This window comes from Streptomyces swartbergensis (assembly GCF_002148965.1).
In the GTDB taxonomy this organism is placed as follows: domain Bacteria; phylum Actinomycetota; class Actinomycetes; order Streptomycetales; family Streptomycetaceae; genus Streptomyces; species Streptomyces swartbergensis.
Genome location: NZ_NGFN01000010.1, coordinates 20,506 through 36,640, shown reverse-complemented (window position 1 = coordinate 36,640; position 16,135 = coordinate 20,506). Strand labels below are relative to the sequence as shown.

General features: G+C 70.8%; 12 protein-coding genes. 3 read left to right on the top strand and 9 right to left on the bottom strand.

The window, feature by feature from the left end:
• Positions 1-52: 52 nt before the first annotated feature.
• Positions 53-1,324, bottom strand: a complete 1,272-nt coding sequence (locus CA983_RS03385; protein ID WP_086599374.1) for an ABC transporter substrate-binding protein — start codon at positions 1,322-1,324, stop codon at positions 53-55.
• 121 nt (positions 1,325-1,445) lie between these two features.
• On the opposite strand from CA983_RS03385, the gene CA983_RS03380 reads away from it, so the two are divergent.
• From CA983_RS03380 to CA983_RS03370, 3 genes are read left to right on the top strand one after another with little or no spacing between them, the layout of a single operon-like run.
• Positions 1,446-1,961 carry a PadR family transcriptional regulator gene (locus CA983_RS03380; RefSeq protein WP_086599373.1) on the top strand — a complete coding sequence of 172 codons (516 nt, stop codon included), beginning with the start codon at positions 1,446-1,448 and terminating at the stop codon, positions 1,959-1,961.
• Entirely contained in the window at positions 1,958-2,713 is a 756-nt protein-coding gene (locus CA983_RS03375; RefSeq protein ID WP_107500193.1) for an ABC transporter ATP-binding protein, read from the top strand. Before CA983_RS03380 ends, CA983_RS03375 begins: the two co-directional genes overlap by 4 nt.
• A 39-nt stretch (positions 2,714-2,752) precedes the next feature.
• Positions 2,753-5,167, top strand: a complete 2,415-nt coding sequence (locus CA983_RS03370; protein WP_086599371.1) for an ABC transporter permease — start codon at positions 2,753-2,755, stop codon at positions 5,165-5,167.
• Between the two features lie 514 nt (positions 5,168-5,681).
• Here CA983_RS03370 and pgi read toward each other — a convergent pair.
• The 8 genes from pgi to CA983_RS03325 all read right to left on the bottom strand — a co-directional run bounded on the left by pgi (position 5,682) and on the right by CA983_RS03325 (position 16,069).
• A complete protein-coding gene (gene pgi / locus CA983_RS03360; RefSeq protein ID WP_086599370.1) occupies positions 5,682-7,334 on the bottom strand; it encodes a glucose-6-phosphate isomerase in 1,653 nt (550 codons plus the stop codon).
• 69 nt (positions 7,335-7,403) lie between these two features.
• Entirely contained in the window at positions 7,404-8,648 is a 1,245-nt protein-coding gene (locus CA983_RS03355) for an MFS transporter (protein ID WP_244206612.1), read from the bottom strand.
• Between the two features lie 159 nt (positions 8,649-8,807).
• Positions 8,808-9,143 carry an RNA polymerase-binding protein RbpA gene (locus CA983_RS03350; RefSeq protein ID WP_003976875.1) on the bottom strand — a complete coding sequence of 112 codons (336 nt, stop codon included), beginning with the start codon at positions 9,141-9,143 and terminating at the stop codon, positions 8,808-8,810.
• Between the two features lie 238 nt (positions 9,144-9,381).
• Positions 9,382-9,618, bottom strand: a complete 237-nt coding sequence (gene secG / locus CA983_RS03345) for a preprotein translocase subunit SecG (RefSeq protein WP_010039685.1) — start codon at positions 9,616-9,618, stop codon at positions 9,382-9,384.
• 95 nt (positions 9,619-9,713) lie between these two features.
• Positions 9,714-10,490 (bottom strand): triose-phosphate isomerase, encoded by a 777-nt coding sequence (gene tpiA / locus CA983_RS03340; protein WP_086599368.1) that lies wholly within the window; start codon positions 10,488-10,490, stop codon positions 9,714-9,716.
• Between the two features lie 5 nt (positions 10,491-10,495).
• Complete coding sequence (locus CA983_RS03335; protein WP_086599367.1) at positions 10,496-11,707, bottom strand: phosphoglycerate kinase; 1,212 nt, start codon at positions 11,705-11,707, stop codon at positions 10,496-10,498.
• 142 nt (positions 11,708-11,849) lie between these two features.
• Entirely contained in the window at positions 11,850-12,857 is a 1,008-nt protein-coding gene (gene gap / locus CA983_RS03330) for a type I glyceraldehyde-3-phosphate dehydrogenase (protein ID WP_086599366.1), read from the bottom strand.
• 257 nt (positions 12,858-13,114) lie between these two features.
• A complete protein-coding gene (locus CA983_RS03325; RefSeq protein ID WP_086599365.1) occupies positions 13,115-16,069 on the bottom strand; it encodes a M14 family metallopeptidase in 2,955 nt (984 codons plus the stop codon).
• Positions 16,070-16,135 lie beyond the last annotated feature (66 nt).

Below are 16,135 nucleotides of genomic sequence, written 5' to 3'. Positions count from 1 at the left end.
CATATCTCAGCCAGATGAGACGTCCGCGTTACCTAACACGTAAGTAGAAGCGCTACCGGCTTGAGATGACGGCGAGCTCCCGCGCCAGCCGGCGCACCGCCGCCGTGGGCGTCTCGTGCCCGGCCATCGCGTCGTGCACGACCGCCTGCACCACCAGACTGACCTGGTCGTAGCGCGGGCTCTTGGGGCGCGGCTCGGCCGTGCGCACGCTCTCGCGCAGGGTCGGCAGGTAGGGGAACCTGCGGATGAGCGCGGGATCCTCGTAGAGATCGGCCCGGACGGGCGGCAGCGCGCCGCGCGTGAGGACCTGGCGCTGGACGCGCTCGCTGGTGAGGTAGGCGATCAGGCGGGCGGCCGAGTCCGGGTGCCGCGCGTGCGCGCTGACGGCCAGGTTGGAACCGCCGAGGACACTCGTCCCCGGCCCGTCCGGTCCCGGCAGGGGGACGGCGCCGACCTTCCCGGCGACCTCGGAGCCCGGGGCGGAGGCGCCGACGTAGGCGTACGGCCAGTTCCGCAGGAAGAGCAGCCGACCGTCCTGGAAGGCCTGCTTGGACTCCTCCTCCTTGTACGTCAGCGCTGCCTTCGGGATCCAGCCCTCGCGCACGCCACGCGCCAGGAAGCCGATGCCCTCGCGGGCCGCCGCCGAGTCGACGGTGACGCGCTCGCCCTCGTCGCCGAGGATCGAGCCACCCGCCGAGTAGACGGCCTCGGCCACGTTGACGGTGAGACCCTCGTACGGCAGGAACTGCCCGGCGTAGCCGTCGAGGCCGTACTTCGGGGCGATGGTCTTCGCGTACCGCTCCAGCTCCGCCCAGGTGCGCGGCGGCTCCACGCCCTCCTTCGCGAGGACGTCCTTGCGGTAGAGGAGCAGGCCGGCGTTGGTGACGTACGGGACGGCGTAGAGCTGTCCGTCGTAGGTCGCCGTGTCCACGACCGGCGGGAGGAAGGTCTTCAGGGGGAAGCGGTCGCGGGGCAGCGGCCGGATCCAGCCCGCCGCGGCGAACTCCGAGGTCCAGTTGACGTCGATGTTGAGCACGTCGAACCGGCTGCGGTCGCCGTCGCGCAGGTCGGTGGCCATCTGGGCCCGGGTCTCGTCGGCGGAGTCCGGCAGCTCGACGAGGGTCACTTTTTCGCCGGGGTGGGTGCGGTTCCAGCCCTCCAGCAGAGGACCGAGGTAGCCGGTAAGGTCTCCGGCGGTGGCGAGGGTGAGCGGTCCACGGCCGCCGCCGGCGGGCTCGCCCGCCTGCGCCCCGGCGGCGACGTAACCGGTCAGAACCACGACGAGAACGAGAAGGCCCCTACCCGCGGCATGGATCCACCGCATAGGTTCCTCCCTGTACACCGGCGACGGGCTCCTTCGCCCGGAACAGAGGCCATGTATACCTGTTAGGTATGGGCGATACTAGGGCCTGGAGCACATTGGACCGGACAGGAGGACTGCACGCGTGCGCCTGCCCCTCCTGGCCCTCCTCGCCCGCGGACCCGCCCACGGCTACGAGCTCAAGCAGGACCTTGAGCAACTGCTGGGCTCCGCGTACCCTCAGCCGAACGTCGGCCAGATCTATGTGACCCTCGGCCGCCTCGAGAAGTCGGGACTGATCGAGGGCGAGGACGTGGCGCAGTCCAGCCGGCCCAACAAAAAGGTCTACCACCTCACCGACGCCGGGCGGGAGGCGCTGCGCGCCTGGTTCGAGGAGCCCGAGGACGAGCCGCGGGTGCGGGACGAGTTCTTCATGAAGCTGGCGCTCGCTCCGCAGACCGGGCTCGCCGACCAGATCTCCCTGATCAACCAGCAGCGTCGCCAGTACCTGAACACCATGCGGCAGCTGTCGAGGCTGGCCGCCGCCGAAGACCGCGACAACCGCATCGCCCACCTGCTGATCGAGGGCGCGATGCTGCACCTGCAAGCCGATCTCGACTGGCTGGAGCGGTGCCAGGAAGAGCTGGAGGAGCTGGAGTGAGCGACGACCGTCCCGCTCCTGTGCTGCGCGCCGAGGGGCTGGTGAAGACGCACCACGGCGAGGGCGCGCCCGCCCATGCCGTGCGCGGGGTCGACCTGTGCGTACGGCCCGGCGAGTTCGTGGCGATCACCGGTCCGTCCGGCGCCGGGAAGTCGACACTGCTGCATCTGCTCGGCGGCCTCCAGCGGCCGGACGCGGGCAGGATCTGGCTCGACGGCGAGTCCACCGACACCTACAGCGAGGCCCGCTGGGCGGTGGAGCGCCGGAAGCGGATCGGGATCGTCTTCCAGTTCTTCAACCTCGTGTCCAACCTGTCCGTCGCCGACAACGTGGAGCTGCCCGCCCTGCTCGCCGGGACCTCGCCGAAGCGGGCCCGGGCCGAGCGGGAGCAGTTGCTGGCCGAGCTGGGCCTGACGGGCAAGGAGCGCAGCATGCCGGGCGAGCTGTCCGGCGGCGAGCAGCAGCGGGTGGCCCTGGCCCGGGCGCTGGTCAACCATCCGCCGCTGCTGCTGGCCGACGAACCCGCGGGCAGCCTCGACAGCAAGGGCACCCGAGAGGTGATGCGGCTGCTGACCCGCTTCCACCAGCGCGGCCAGACGATCCTGCTGGTCACCCATGACGCCCGGCTGGCGAGCGCCGCGGACCGGGTGATCAGCTTCTTCGACGGCCGGATCGCCGACGACGCGACCCTCGACGGCGGCACCCCGCCGCGCCGCTCCGGCATATCCGGTGTGCTGGAGCTGAAGGACTGACATGCGCGTGTACGACGATCCCCGGAAGGGCTGACCCGTATGCGAGCCACCCTGCGCTGGGCCCACTCCGATCTGCGCACGCACCGCGGCGAGGCGCTGTTCCTCGTCCTCGCCACCGCGGGCATCGTCGCCTCCCTGCTGCTGGCCACGGCCCTGTTCGGATACGCCACCAACCCCTGGCAGCGCGTGTTCACGCAGTCGCACGGCGCGCACGTGTGGCTGCACACCGACACCGCGGCCGACACCGGGAAGCTGGCCGGGCTGGACGGTGTCGACTCCGTCGCCGGCCCGTACCCCACCGCCGCCGCCACCGTCGCCTCGCGCGGCAGCCGCGCCGCCGTGGAGCTGCGCGGCACTCCGCAACGGCCGTCCGTCGGCCGCCCGCCGGTCGTCTCCGGCCGCTGGCTGGACCCCGCGACCCCGAACGGTGTGGTCCTGGAGAGCCGCTTCGCCCGCGCGCTGCTGGCCGAGCCGGGCGACACCCTCACCGTGCCCGGCACCGCCCGGGAACTGACCGTCGTGGGCCTCGCCGACAGCGCCGAGCCGCGCTACCGGCCCGGTGAGCAGCCGGGCCTGGTGTGGGCGCTGCCGTCGGCCGTGCCGGATCCCGGCGGCCAGGTGATCGGGCTGCGGCTGACGGATCCCGGCGACACGTCCTACGTCGTCCAGCGTGCGGTGACCGTCCTGGGCGCCGGGGCGATCGGGGAGGTGTCCACCTGGCAGCAGGCCCGGGCCGAGGCCCAGGGCGACAACCGGCTCCTCGGTCAGGTGCTGGGCCTGTTCGGGCTGGGCGCGCTGGTCGCCGCCGGGCTCGCCGTGCACGGGGCGATCGGCACCCGCATCCGAGGCCACCTGCGGGACCTCTCCGTGCTGAAGGCGATCGGCTTCACCCCCGGCCAGGTGGTCCGCGTCTTCCTGCTCCAGCACCTCGCCTACGCCCTCCTGGGTGCCGTGGCCGCCGCCGCGCTGGCCGAGGCGCTGGGCAGCCGGATCCCGGGGCGGTTCGGGGACGCGGTCGGGGTGTGGCAGGGGCTGCCCGGACACACCGTGGCGCTGTTCGTGATCCCGGTCGGCGCGGTGCTGTTCATCGGCGCGACCACCGGACTGGCCGCCTGGCGCGCGGGCCGCGTGCCGCCGGTGCCGGTGCAGCGGCCCGCGGCGGCGCTCGGCGGGCGCTTGTCCGGGGCTACGGGCCGGCCACCGCGCCCCGCGTCGGCTCCCCCTGGTGGGCGGCTGACCGGCGGCCTGCGCCGCGCCCTCGGGCTGCGGCCCGCGGCTCCCCGGAGCGGGCAGCTCTCCGATCTGGCCCGCCGCGCCCTCGGAGCGCGGATTCTCGGAGCGCGGATTCCGCCCGCGCTGGTGCTGGGCTGGCACAAGGCGTTCACCCGCCGCCCCCGGTCCCTCGCCACCGTCACCCGTCTCACGCTGCCGCTGCTGCTGATCGTCGTGGCGATGAGCGCGTGGACCACCATCGACCGCTTCCACAGCACGCCCGAGCAGGTCGGCCTGCCGACCGCCCTCAGCGTCCGCACCGACGCCGGCCTGAACGAGCGGCAGACCCGCGCTCTCCTGGAACGCGACCCGGAGGTGGCCGCCGCCTACCCCGGCGTCGAGACGGCCGCCCTGGTCCCGGGCCAGACGGCGACCATCGCCCTGCGCGGACTCGGCACCGACCAGGACCCCTACCCGTACACCCTCGCCGAGGGCCGCCCCGCCCGCGGCGCCGACGAGGCGGTGGCCGGGCAGGGACTGCTCGACCTGCTCGACGTGCGCGTCGGCGACTGGGTGCGGATGACCGTCGGCGACCAGCCGCAGATCCTGCACATCGTGGGCCGCAGCATCGAGCCGGAGAACGCCGGCCGGGTCATCTCCACGTCCCTCGACACCCTCCGCGCCAACGACCCCGGGCTCCGCCCGACCCTCTACGAGTTGCGTCTGGATCCCGGTGCCGACCCACGGGAGGTCGCCGACCGGCTGGCCACGGCCGGGCGCGGCCATCTGGACGTGCACACCGTGACCAACCCCGCCGACGGGCTCTCCCCGCTGCGCGCGGTCGTCGCCGGGCTGATCGCCGTCCTCGCCCTCATCGGGCTCATCGAGCTGCTGACCGCGATCGGCGGCACCGTCCGTGAGAGCGAACGGGACCTGCTCGCGCTGAAGGCCATCGGCCTGTCCCCCCGGCAGATCACGGCCATCACGGTCACCGACACCGGCTGTACGGCACTGGCGGCCGTGCTCGCCGCCACCGCCCTGGGCCTGCCGCTCGCCCACTGGCTGATCGACGCCCAGGGCCGGTCGAGCGGCATCGGCGCCGGGATCGCCCAGGGCCCGTCCGCCCCGCTGATGCTGCTGCTCGGTACGGCGGCGGTACTCTGCGCGGCCGCACTGGCCGCCGTGCCCGCGGCCCGCGCGGCCCGCCGCCGACTCGCGGACACGCTGAGCGCGGTCGCCTGACGTCCCGACCGCTCCCGGAGGTCAGCCCGCGTAGTCTGCTGCGGGTTGTACGGCGGCTGCGGGTGCGGGGCGTACGGGCGCTGCCCGCCGGGCGCGTAGGGCCGGCCGTACGGGTTGGCCTGCGGCGGCAGGTACGGCGATGCCGCCGGGGGCGTCCCCGACGGCATCGGCGGGACCGGCCGGGGTGCGGGCGCCGGTGCCAGAGTCGCCGGATGGGCCTTCAGCCGGATCCCGTACCGCCGCTCGACCCGGAACCTCTTCAGCCGCTCCACGGAAGGATCGAGCGGCTGCGGTATCCACGCGGGGTGGAACACCGCCCGCGCCCCGTCCTGGGGCTTCAGGACGGACCGGACCGTCAGCGCGCCGCCTGTCCAACTACCGCGTGTGCGTGCCACTTCGCGCTCCGGCCGAGCACTCGCCGTGATGATCGTCCGGGAGTCCAGGGGAAGCGGAGGGCACGCCGCCGGGCGGTGGGCGGACGGCACGCCGCCGTCCGCCTCCCGCCCGGTCCTCGTCACTGCCTGCCGCGCAGCTCCCGGTACGTGGCGACCAGGGCCTTGGTGGAGGGGTCCAGGCCCTCGACCTCGGCGCCCTCGGTCAGCGCGGGCTCGACGCGTTTGGCGAGGACCTTGCCCAGCTCCACGCCCCACTGGTCGAAGGAGTCGATGTTCCACACCGCGCCCTGCACGAACACCTTGTGCTCGTAGAGGGCGACCAACTGGCCCAGCACGGACGGCGTCAGCTCCGGCGCCAGGATCGTGGTCGTCGGGTGGTTGCCCTTGAACGTCTTGTGCGGCACCAGTTCCTCCGGCACACCCTCGGACCGCACCTCCTCCGGGGTCTTGCCGAAGGCGAGCGCCTGCGTCTGGGCGAAGAAATTGGCCATCAGCAGGTCGTGCTGCGCCTTCAGTTCCTCGCTCAGCTCGGCGACCGGCCGCGCGAAGCCGATGAAGTCCGCCGGGATCAGCTTCGTGCCCTGGTGGATGAGCTGGTAGTAGGCGTGCTGCCCGTTGGTGCCGGGTGTTCCCCACACCACCGGCCCCGTCTGCCACTGAACGGGACGGCCGTCGCGGTCCACCGACTTGCCGTTGGACTCCATGTCGAGCTGCTGGAGGTAGGCGGTGAACTTGGACAGGTAGTGGCTGTAGGGCAGCACCGCGTGCGACTGGGCGTCGTGGAAGTTGCCGTACCAGATGCCCAGCAGGCCCAGCAGCAGCGGCACGTTGGACTCGGCGGGCGCGGTCCGGAAGTGCTCGTCGACGATCCGGAAGCCGTCGAGCATCTCCCGGAAGTTGTCCGGGCCGATGGCGATCATCAGGGACAGGCCGATCGCGGAGTCGTACGAGTAGCGGCCGCCGACCCAGTCCCAGAACTCGAACATGTTGGCCGTGTCGATGCCGAACTCGGCGACCTTCTCGGCGTTCGTGGACAGGGCGACGAAGTGCTTGGCGACGGCGGCCTCGTCACCGAGCGCGTCCAGCAGCCAGCCGCGCGCGGACGTGGCGTTGGTGACCGTCTCGATGGTGGTGAAGGTCTTGGAGGCGATGACGAACAGCGTCTGAGCCGGGTCCAGATCCCGCAGCGCCTCGTGCAGGTCGGCGCCGTCCACGTTCGACACGAAGCGGACCGTCAGGTCGCGGTCGGTGAAGGCGCGCAGCACCTCGTACGCCATCGCGGGACCCAGGTCGGAGCCGCCGATGCCGACGTTGACCACGTTCCTGATGCGCTTGCCGGTGTGGCCGGTCCACGCGCCGGAGCGGACACGCTCGGCGAAGTCGGCCATCTTGTCGAGCACCGCGTGCACGCCCGGCACCACGTTCTCACCGTCGACCTCGACGACCGCGTCCCGCGGTGCCCGCAGCGCGGTGTGCAGCACGGCCCGGTTCTCGGTGGTGTTGATCTTCTCGCCGCGGAACATGGCGTCCCGGAGCCCGAACACGTCGGTGCCGGCGGCCAGTTCGCGCAGCAGCCGCAGGGTGTCGTCGGTGACGAGGTGCTTGGAGTAGTCGACGTACAGGTCGCCGACCCGGAGGGTGTACGCGGTGCCGCGGCCGGAGTCGGCGGCGAACAGCTCGCGCATCTGGACGTCGCCCAGCTCCTCGCGGTGCTTGGCCAGTGCCGCCCACTCGGGCGTCTGGTTGAGCCTGGTACGGCCGTCTGCGTTCATCTCGGAGTTCAGCCTTCTTTCCTGTCCTGCCTGCGTACCTTGCCCCGCTGCCGGTCCCAACTTAATTGATCAGCGCGTGACATCGGCTGTCGTGGCGCCGTCGTCCGGCTCGACAACATCTACGTTCATGTCGAGCCCGGGTATCAGCGCGATGACGGCGAGGACGAAGAAGACGGCCGTGAGCAGGGGCGGGGTGTTCGGCCCCCACGCGGTGGCGACGGCCCCGCCCAGCAGGGCGCCGAGGGGCACGCCGGCGAAGGCCAGGGTCCGGAAGGCCGAGCTCACCCGGCCCAGCAGTCCGGCGGGGCTGCGCTCCTGCATCAGCGTCGTCGTGTTGACGTTCCACACCATGCCCATGAGCCCGAAGACGGCCAGCGCGCCCACCAGCACGGCCAGGCTGCGCACGGTGCCCATGACGACGAGGGCGGCGGTCTGCACCGAGCCGGCGAGCAGCACCGACCGCAGCCGGCCGAGACGCGCGACCAGCCGGCCGTTCACCACTCCCCCGGTCAGGCTGCCCAGGGTGAAGGCCACGCCCGCCGCCGCGTATCCCGCGGGGCCCGCGTCGAGCCAGTCGGTGACGAGGACGACCAGCATGGCGAGCTGGGTGCCCATGCCGATGTTGCACAGGGCGGTGGCGGCGCACAGGCCCCGCAGGGCGCGGTCGCGCCACAGGGTGCACAGCCCCTCCGCGATCTCGCGGCGCAGGGTGCTGCCCGACGATCTGGACTTCCGGCCGGACTCGGCGGCCGGCAGCGAGGCCACCAGCGCGGCGGCCACCAGGAAGGTCACGGCGTCGGCGGCGAACGGCACGGCGGCCCCGGCCGCCAGCAGCAGCGGGACGACGGGCCCGCCCAGCAGGCCGCCCGCGATGCGCTGGCCGGTCATCAGCCGGGCGTTGGCACTGCCGAGGGCGTCCCGGTCGACCAGGGCGGGCAGCAGTGCCGTGGCGGCGTTGTCGAAGAGGGTCTGGAGGGTGGTCAGGGCGAAGGCCAGCACGATGAGCAGGCCGATCGAGGCGTGACCGAGGGCGACGGCCACCGCGAAGGCGGCGACCAGCAGCCCCCGTAAGGCATCCACCCTCCACATGGCACGCCGCTGGTCCACGCGGTCGGCGACGGCCCCGCCGAGCAGGCCGAAGACGATCCAGGGCAGATAGCCGCAGGCCGTGACGGAGGCGACGAGCAGCGGCTCGTCGGTCAGCGTGACGGCCAGCAGCGGCAGCGCGGCCGTACGCAGCGCGTCACCGAAGCTGGACAGCACGGCGGCGCTCCACAGCCGTCCGAATCCCCCGCGCCACGCGGGCGCGCGCATGCTGCCCACCTCGACCGTCGCCACTGCTCCCCCTCACGGTTCACCCGATGCGACAAACCGTAGAGGGCACCACTGACAATCGGTCCGCGAGCGGCGGTCCGCCGGGGACGGAAAGCAGCTCCGGCCGGGCACCCGCTGGTGCCCGGCCGGTCTCAACTCCTAGATCTCGCCCCGCAGTTTGGCGAGCGCCTCGGCGAGGATCGCCTCGCCGTCCGCGTCGCTGCGCCGCTCCCGCACATACGCCAGGTGCGTCTTGTAGGGCTCGGTGCGCGGCGGGTCCGGCGGGTTGTCCCGGTCCTGGCCGGCCGGAAATCCGCAGCGGGGACAGTCCCAGGTTTCGGGCACCTGCGCGTCGCTGGCGAAGCTCGGCTGGGTCTCGTGTCCGTTGGAGCACCAGAAGGAGATGCGCAGCCGCGGCGCGGACTCGCCGCGCTCGGCCTCGCCCATCGGCCCCGCCCCGACCCGGCTTCCCCGGATCGCGTTGCCACTTGCCACGGTCGTAACTCCCTGCGTGATGGTGCCGCGAAGCGAGTCGGCGTTCCGCTTCGCTGCGAGCGCCTCAGTCTACGTAAGGCCCAACGCGCGTCCAGTGATTGGAGTTACAACCCTCCCACCTAGACGCAAGCCCCATGATAGGCCGCGCTTTGCCGCGCGTACCGAACATGGGGCCTTACGTACGTATCGCGTGCGCACGTATCGCGTGCGTACGCACTGCGTGCGGGATGCGGGCCGGTCAGTTGTTCACCTTCATCAGGATGCCGAGCACGACAATGCACGCGAACCAGAGCAGACCGACCACGACGGTGATCCGGTCGAGGTTGCGTTCGGCGACCGAGGAGCCGCCGACGGAGGACTGCATGCCACCACCGAACATGTCGGAGAGGCCGCCGCCCTTCCCCTTGTGCATCAGCACCAGCAGCATCATCAGCAGGCTGAAGACGATCAGGGCGATCGAGAACCCCAAAACCACGGCTGGACCAACTTCCTCGGATTCGGATGGACGACGCGGGGCCCAGCACAGTGCTGGACCCCGCAAGGGTACGACGGATCGCGCCTACCGCATACTCACTGGTCGCGGAAGCGCACGATCTTGACGAACTCTTCGGCGTCCAGCGAGGCGCCGCCGACCAGGGCGCCGTCGATATCGGCCTGCGCCATGATCTCGGCGACGTTGCCGGACTTCACGGAGCCGCCGTACTGGATGCGGACCTTGTCGGCCAGCTCCTGCGAGTACAGCTCGGCGATCTTGCCGCGGATCGCCGCGCAGACCTCCTGGGCGTCCTCGGCACCGCAGACCTTGCCGGTGCCGATGGCCCAGACGGGCTCGTAGGCGATCACGACGGTCTCGGCCTGCTCGGCGGGGAGGTCCTTCAGACCGCCCTCGACCTGGGCGAGGGTGTGGGAGACGTGGTTGCCCGCCTCGCGGACCTCCAGTTCCTCGCCGACGCACAGGATGGGGGTCAGGCCGTGCTTGTAGGCGGCCTTGACCTTGGCGTTCACCAGCTCGTCGGTCTCGGCGTGGTACTGGCGGCGCTCGCTGTGGCCGATGGCGACGAACGTGCACTTCAGCTTGGCCAGCATGGGGCCGGAGATCTCGCCGGTGTAGGCACCGCCGTCGTGTGCCGAGATGTCCTGGGCGCCGTACTTGATCTTGAGCTTGTCGCCGTCGACCAGGGTCTGTACGGAGCGCAGGTCGGTGAAGGGCGGCAGGACGGCGACCTCGACGGCCTCGTAGTCCTTGTCGGCCAGGGCGAAGGCGAGCTTCTGGACGTGGGCGATGGCCTCGAGGTGGTTGAGGTTCATCTTCCAGTTACCCGCCATCAGCGGCGTGCGCGTGCTCATCTAGGTCAGTCCTCCAGTGCGGCGAGGCCGGGGAGCGTCTTGCCCTCGAGGTATTCGAGGGAGGCGCCGCCACCGGTCGAGATGTGGCCGAATGCCGTCTCGTCGAAGCCCAGGGTGCGCACGGCGGCGGCGGAGTCGCCGCCGCCGACCACGGTGAAGCCCTTGGACTCGACGAGGGCCTGGGCGACCGCCTTGGTGCCCTCGGCGTAGTCGGGGTGCTCGAAGACGCCCATGGGACCGTTCCAGAAGACGGTGGCGGCGTCGGCGAGCTTGGACGCGTACAGCTTGCGGGTCTCGGGCCCGATGTCGAGGCCCATCTGGTCGGCCGGGATGGCGTCCGCGGCGACGGTCGTGGGGTGGGCGGGAGCCTTGGTCTTCAGGTCCGGGAACTCGGTCGCGCTCAGGGCGTCGACGGGCACGACCAGCTCGACGCCGGTCTTCTCGGCCCGCTCGAGGTACTCCTGGACGGCCGCGAGCTGGTCCTCCTGGAGGAGGGAACTGCCGACCTCGTAGCCCTTGGCCTTGAGGAAGGTGTAGGCCATGCCGCCGCCGATGAGGATGCGGTCGGCCCTGCCGAGCAGCTGGTCGATGACGGCGAGCTTGTCGGAGACCTTGGCGCCGCCGAGGGCGACGACGTAGGGCCGCTGGAGGTCCTCCGTCAGCTTTTTCAGGACGGCGACCTCCTTGGCGATGAGGTAGCCGGCGGCGTGCGGCAGCCGGGCCGGGAGGTCGTAGACGGAGGCGTGCTTGCGGTGCACGGCCCCGAAGCCGTCGCCGATGTAGAGGTCCGCGAGGGCGGCGAGCTGATCGGCGAAGGCGCCGCGCTCGGCGTCGTCCTTGCTGGTCTCACCGGCGTTGAAGCGCAGGTTCTCGACGACCGCGACCTGGCCGTCGGCGAGGGCGGCGACGGTGGACCGGGCGGACTCGCCGACCGTGTCGGTGGCGAACCGTACGTCCGTGCCGAGGAGCTCACCGAGGCGCGCGGCGGCCGGGGCGAGGGAGAAGGCCGGGTCCGGGGCGCCCTTGGGACGGCCCAGGTGCGAGGCGACGATCACCCGGGCGCCCGCGTCGGCGAGGGCCTTGACCGTGGGCAGCACGGCGCGGATCCGGCCGTCGTCGGTGATGGTGGTGCCGTCCAGCGGCACGTTCAGGTCGGCGCGGACGAAGACCCGCTTGCCGGCCACCCCTTCGGAGAGGAGTTCGTCGATCGTCTTCATGAGGGGACTCCTGGAAGAGCTCGTGATCGCTCGTAAGCGCTCGTGATCGAACAGCTCTGATCTGTACGTGAGTCAGGGCTCGGACAGCGCATTCTCGCGCTGCCCGAGCCCTGTTCTCACATGGACGTGCCTGCTCCGTGGATCAGAGCTGGTTGCCGACGAAGACCGTCAGGTCGACGAGGCGGTTGGAGTAGCCCCACTCGTTGTCGTACCAGCCGATGACCTTCACGTTCTTGCCCTCCTGGACCATGGTCAGGGAGGAGTCGAAGGTGCAGGACGCCGGGGCGTTGACGATGTCGGACGAGACGATCGCGTCCTCCGTGTACTCGAGGATGCCCTTCAGCTCGCCCTCGGCGGCCTTCTGGAAGGCGGCGTTGACCTCTTCCTTGGTGACCTCGCGGCTCAGCTCGATGACCAGGTCGGTGACCGAACCGGTCGGGACCGGGACGCGCATGGCCATGCCGTCCAGCTTCCCCTTGAGCTGCGGGAGGACCAGCGCGGTGGCCTTGGCGGCACCCGTGGTGGTCGGGATGATGTTCTCGGCGGCGGCACGGGCGCGGCGCAGGTCCTTGTGCGGGAAGTCCAGGATGCGCTGGTCGTTCGTGTACGCGTGCACCGTCGTCATCAGGCCCTTGACGATGCCGAAGTTCTCGTCGAGGACCTTCGCCATCGGCGCCACACAGTTGGTGGTGCAGGAGGCGTTGGAGATGACGTGGTGGTTCGCCGGGTCGTAGGTGTCCTGGTTGACACCCATGACGATGGTGACGTCCTCGTCCTTGGCCGGAGCCGAGATGAGGACCTTCTTGGCGCCGCCGGCGATGTGCTTCTCGGCGTCGGCCTTCTTGGTGAAGATGCCGGTCGACTCGATGACGATGTCGACGCCCAGCTCGCCCCAGGGGATGTCGGCGGGGTTGCGCTCGGCGAGGACCTTGATGGTCTTGTCGCCGACGGTGATGGTGTCCTCGGTGTGCGAGACCTCCTGCTTGAGGCGGCCGAGGATGGTGTCGTACTTCAGCAGGTGAGCGGTGGTCGCGGTGTCACCCAGGTCGTTGACAGCCACGATCTCGATGTCTGCACCCTGCTCCAGCAGCGCGCGGAAGTAGTTACGACCGATGCGGCCGAAGCCGTTGATGCCTACGCGGATCGTCACGAACCGATCTCCTCGTTGGTACGCCGGCCATGAAGAGCCGGCGAGCTCTGTTTGGGATGTCCCCGACCGCCTACGACCCTACCTCCCTGAGGCTGCGGTGGTGACATCCAGATGCCCCATACACGGCAGGGCGGTCCGTACCGGCCAGTAGGGGTACGGACCGCCCGCCACCGAGAGCGAGATCACTCGATTTCGCTACGCGGTGTGGTGCCTGTTGACGGAGAGTCCCCAGCGCCTGTGGGGTCACACGTCTGCGGTCACACGTCGAGTGAGGCGAGCGCCTTTCTCATCAGTGCCGCCCGGTCGGCCGCGGTGGCGACGTGCTCCAGGCCGAAGCCCAGCAGCACGGTGTCGTCCGTGGTGACCGCTCCGTAGGTCTGGAACAGGGCCCCGGTGCGGGTCCAGTCCTTGAGGACGGCCGGGCTGCCCGCGGGTGGTCCGGCTGTCTTCCAGGCGCCGAGCGAGGTCTCGAAGCCCTCGGTCTCCTTCGCCGTGCCGCCGACGACGAGCGAGGTGTCGTCGGCGAGGACTCCGTGCCCGCCGGTGCCCGGGTCGGTGACATAGCTGATCGAGACCTCGACCGCCTTGCCGGCGTACGCGCTCAGGTCGAACTCCACCTGCCGCCAGCCACCGGAGGAGCCGGTGAGGCTGTTCCACGACCCGGTGCTGCCGGTCGCGGTGCAGCCGTCGTCCGACAGGGTCAGGTAGTGCTTCAGCCAGGGGTGCTCACGGACGTAGAAGCCGCCCCCGCACTCGGCCGGGACGGTGGCCTTGGTGGCGCCCCCCTTCTCGGGCAGGGTCGTCCAGTCGTCGGCGCCCGCGGTGTGGGCCTCGATCAGGACGTTGTCGTAGCCGGACTCGGTGTCCCACATCAGCTGGGTGCGCAGGGTGGGCTTGTCGGCCGCGGCGACGCCGGTGAGGTCAACGGTACGGGTGAGGCGCTTGTAGGCGTCGTCGGTGTGGACGGCGGCGGCCATCGAGGAGCCCGCGTACGGGCCGTACGGGTTGACCGCGCCGGCGAACTGTCCGGCGCCCTTGCTCGCGAACTGCGGGAACTCGTCGGCGGGCAGCTCGTCGGAGGTGACGCCGTACCGGCCCGCCTTGTCCAGGGGGTTGCCGGGCGCCGCGGTGAGCGGGCCCGTGAAGCCGCCCAGCTCGCCGGAGCCGGTGAAGCCGGTGGCTCCGTCGGCCGAGGTACGGCTGTAGGCGCCCAGGTAGTACTGGCTGAAGTCGTTCGACAGGGTGCCGCCGCCGAGGTCGACGCTGCCGCCGGCCTGCTCGCCTGCCTCGATCAGCCTGCCGCCCTCGTTGAGGAAGGCGCGCAGCTGGAGCTGGGTGGCGTTGCCGGGGACGCTCGCGCCCGTGTAGTGGACGACGGTGTCGAAGTGGCTCAGCACGCCCAGCGCGTCCGGCGCGCCGCGCTCGGCGACGTCCCAGACGAGCGCCCTGCGGCCGCTGGCCTTGAGGGCGTCCACGTACTTCTGTGCCTGCGTGGCGGTCGCGCCCTCCTCGGCGACGACGAGGGTGTCCGCCTTGGGCCGTTCGGCGACGGTGTACGTGAAGCGTTTGCTGGAGACCTTCTTGCCGTTCCTCGTCTCAGCGGTGAACCACACCTCGACCTTGTCGCCGGGATCGCCGTCCCTGACCTTCGCCCGGTACTCGTCGAAGTAGAGGTTGTCCTCACCTCCGTAGGTCTCGCCGCCCTTCCAGGGCCTGAGCGCCATGTCCTCGGTGCGGCCGCCGTTGACCCGGTACTTCAGCTCCTTGTCGCGCAGCGACTTGCGTGCGACGACGGAGACCTCCTGGTCGGCGCCGCGGGAGTACGACACCGGGAACGCGGCCGGGGTGAAGTCGGCGGCGCTCAGTCCGACCGACGAGGACGGCCGGTCGGGGTGGGAGGCGGACTCGGCGACGGACAGCGCGAACGGGACGTTCTTGGCGAACTCCTGCTGGATCAGCTTCTCGTCGTCCGGGAAGGTGAAGATCGACCGGCAGTCCGAGGCCTTCCACTCGTCGTTCGGGTCGGCGTTGGAGGCGGACTGACAGGTCGACATCTCCGGGGTGAACATCGCCAGGCCGTTGACGTTCGCCGCGTGGCCGTCGGCCTCGCCGTTGGTGGTGTACAGCTCGGAGGAGACCTGCGGGTGGTAGCCGGGGATCGCGGGGTTCTCGGGCGTACCGGCGAGCGCTTCGTACACGACGTCGTCGGGGGTGTGCGTAGCCACCTGCCAGCCGACTCCGTAGAGGATCAGTTCGGCGGCGGAGTGGTAGTTGATGCCGTACGTGAAGCCGATCCGCTTCTGGAAAGCATCCAGCGCCTGGGTCTCCGGCTCGGAGTTCGGGCCCGCGCCGCGGTAGGTCTCGCTGGTGGGATTGGGGGACGAACCCTCGTCGTCGTAGCCCCACTTGTAGGCGAAGTTGCGGTTGAGGTCCACGCCGTCGCCGGTGCCGATGACGCCGTCGCCGTTGACGTCCCGCAGGTTCTTGCGCCACAGGCGGTTGCCGTCACTGGCGTGGGTGTGGTCGTAGCCGTCGGGGTTGGCCGAGATGACGAACCACAGTTCGGTGGAGTCGACGATCTTCTTGACGCGCCGGTCCTTCTTGTAGTTGTCCAGGTAGTGGTGCATCAGGCGCCGGGTCATCTCCGGCGTGATCCACTCTCGGGCGTGCTGGTTGGACAGGTAGAGGACCGACGGCTTGGAGCCGTCCTTCGTCTTCTTCGCGCCCTTGGTGAGCTTCAGCGCGAGGATGTCCTGGCCTTTGATCGTCTTGCCGATGGAGACGACCTTGGTGAGGCCGGGGTTGTCCTGCGCGGCCTCGAGGATCTCCTCCTTGATGCCGCCCTTGCCGCCGTACGGGCGGAACACGCCCTCGGCGGCGTTCTCGACGCGGGCTTCCGCCCTGGTGGAGAGGTCGTGCTCGGTGAGGTCGACGCCCTGCCTCGCCAGCTTCTTCGCCTGCTGGTCGGTCAGGATGACCTCGATGGTGGCGGTGCCCTTGTCGGGCACCTGCTCGCTGAGTTCGTGGCCGTCCTGGCCGGCCGCGAGCAGCAGGGGTACCTGCTCGCGGGTGACGTCGGCGCGGAAGACCTTGACTTCGTCCGGGTCGGACGGGGGTGAACTGTCCGGTTGTGCCTGGGCGATGGGTGCGAGGCTCGCTCCGCCGATCAGGAGCGTGCCGACAGCGAGGATCGATCTCGCTCTTCGTCTCATGAACCCCCCTAGCGTGGGTTCGCCACAGCAGCGAACAGATGCCAGGCTCATGACAGTCCATGATCG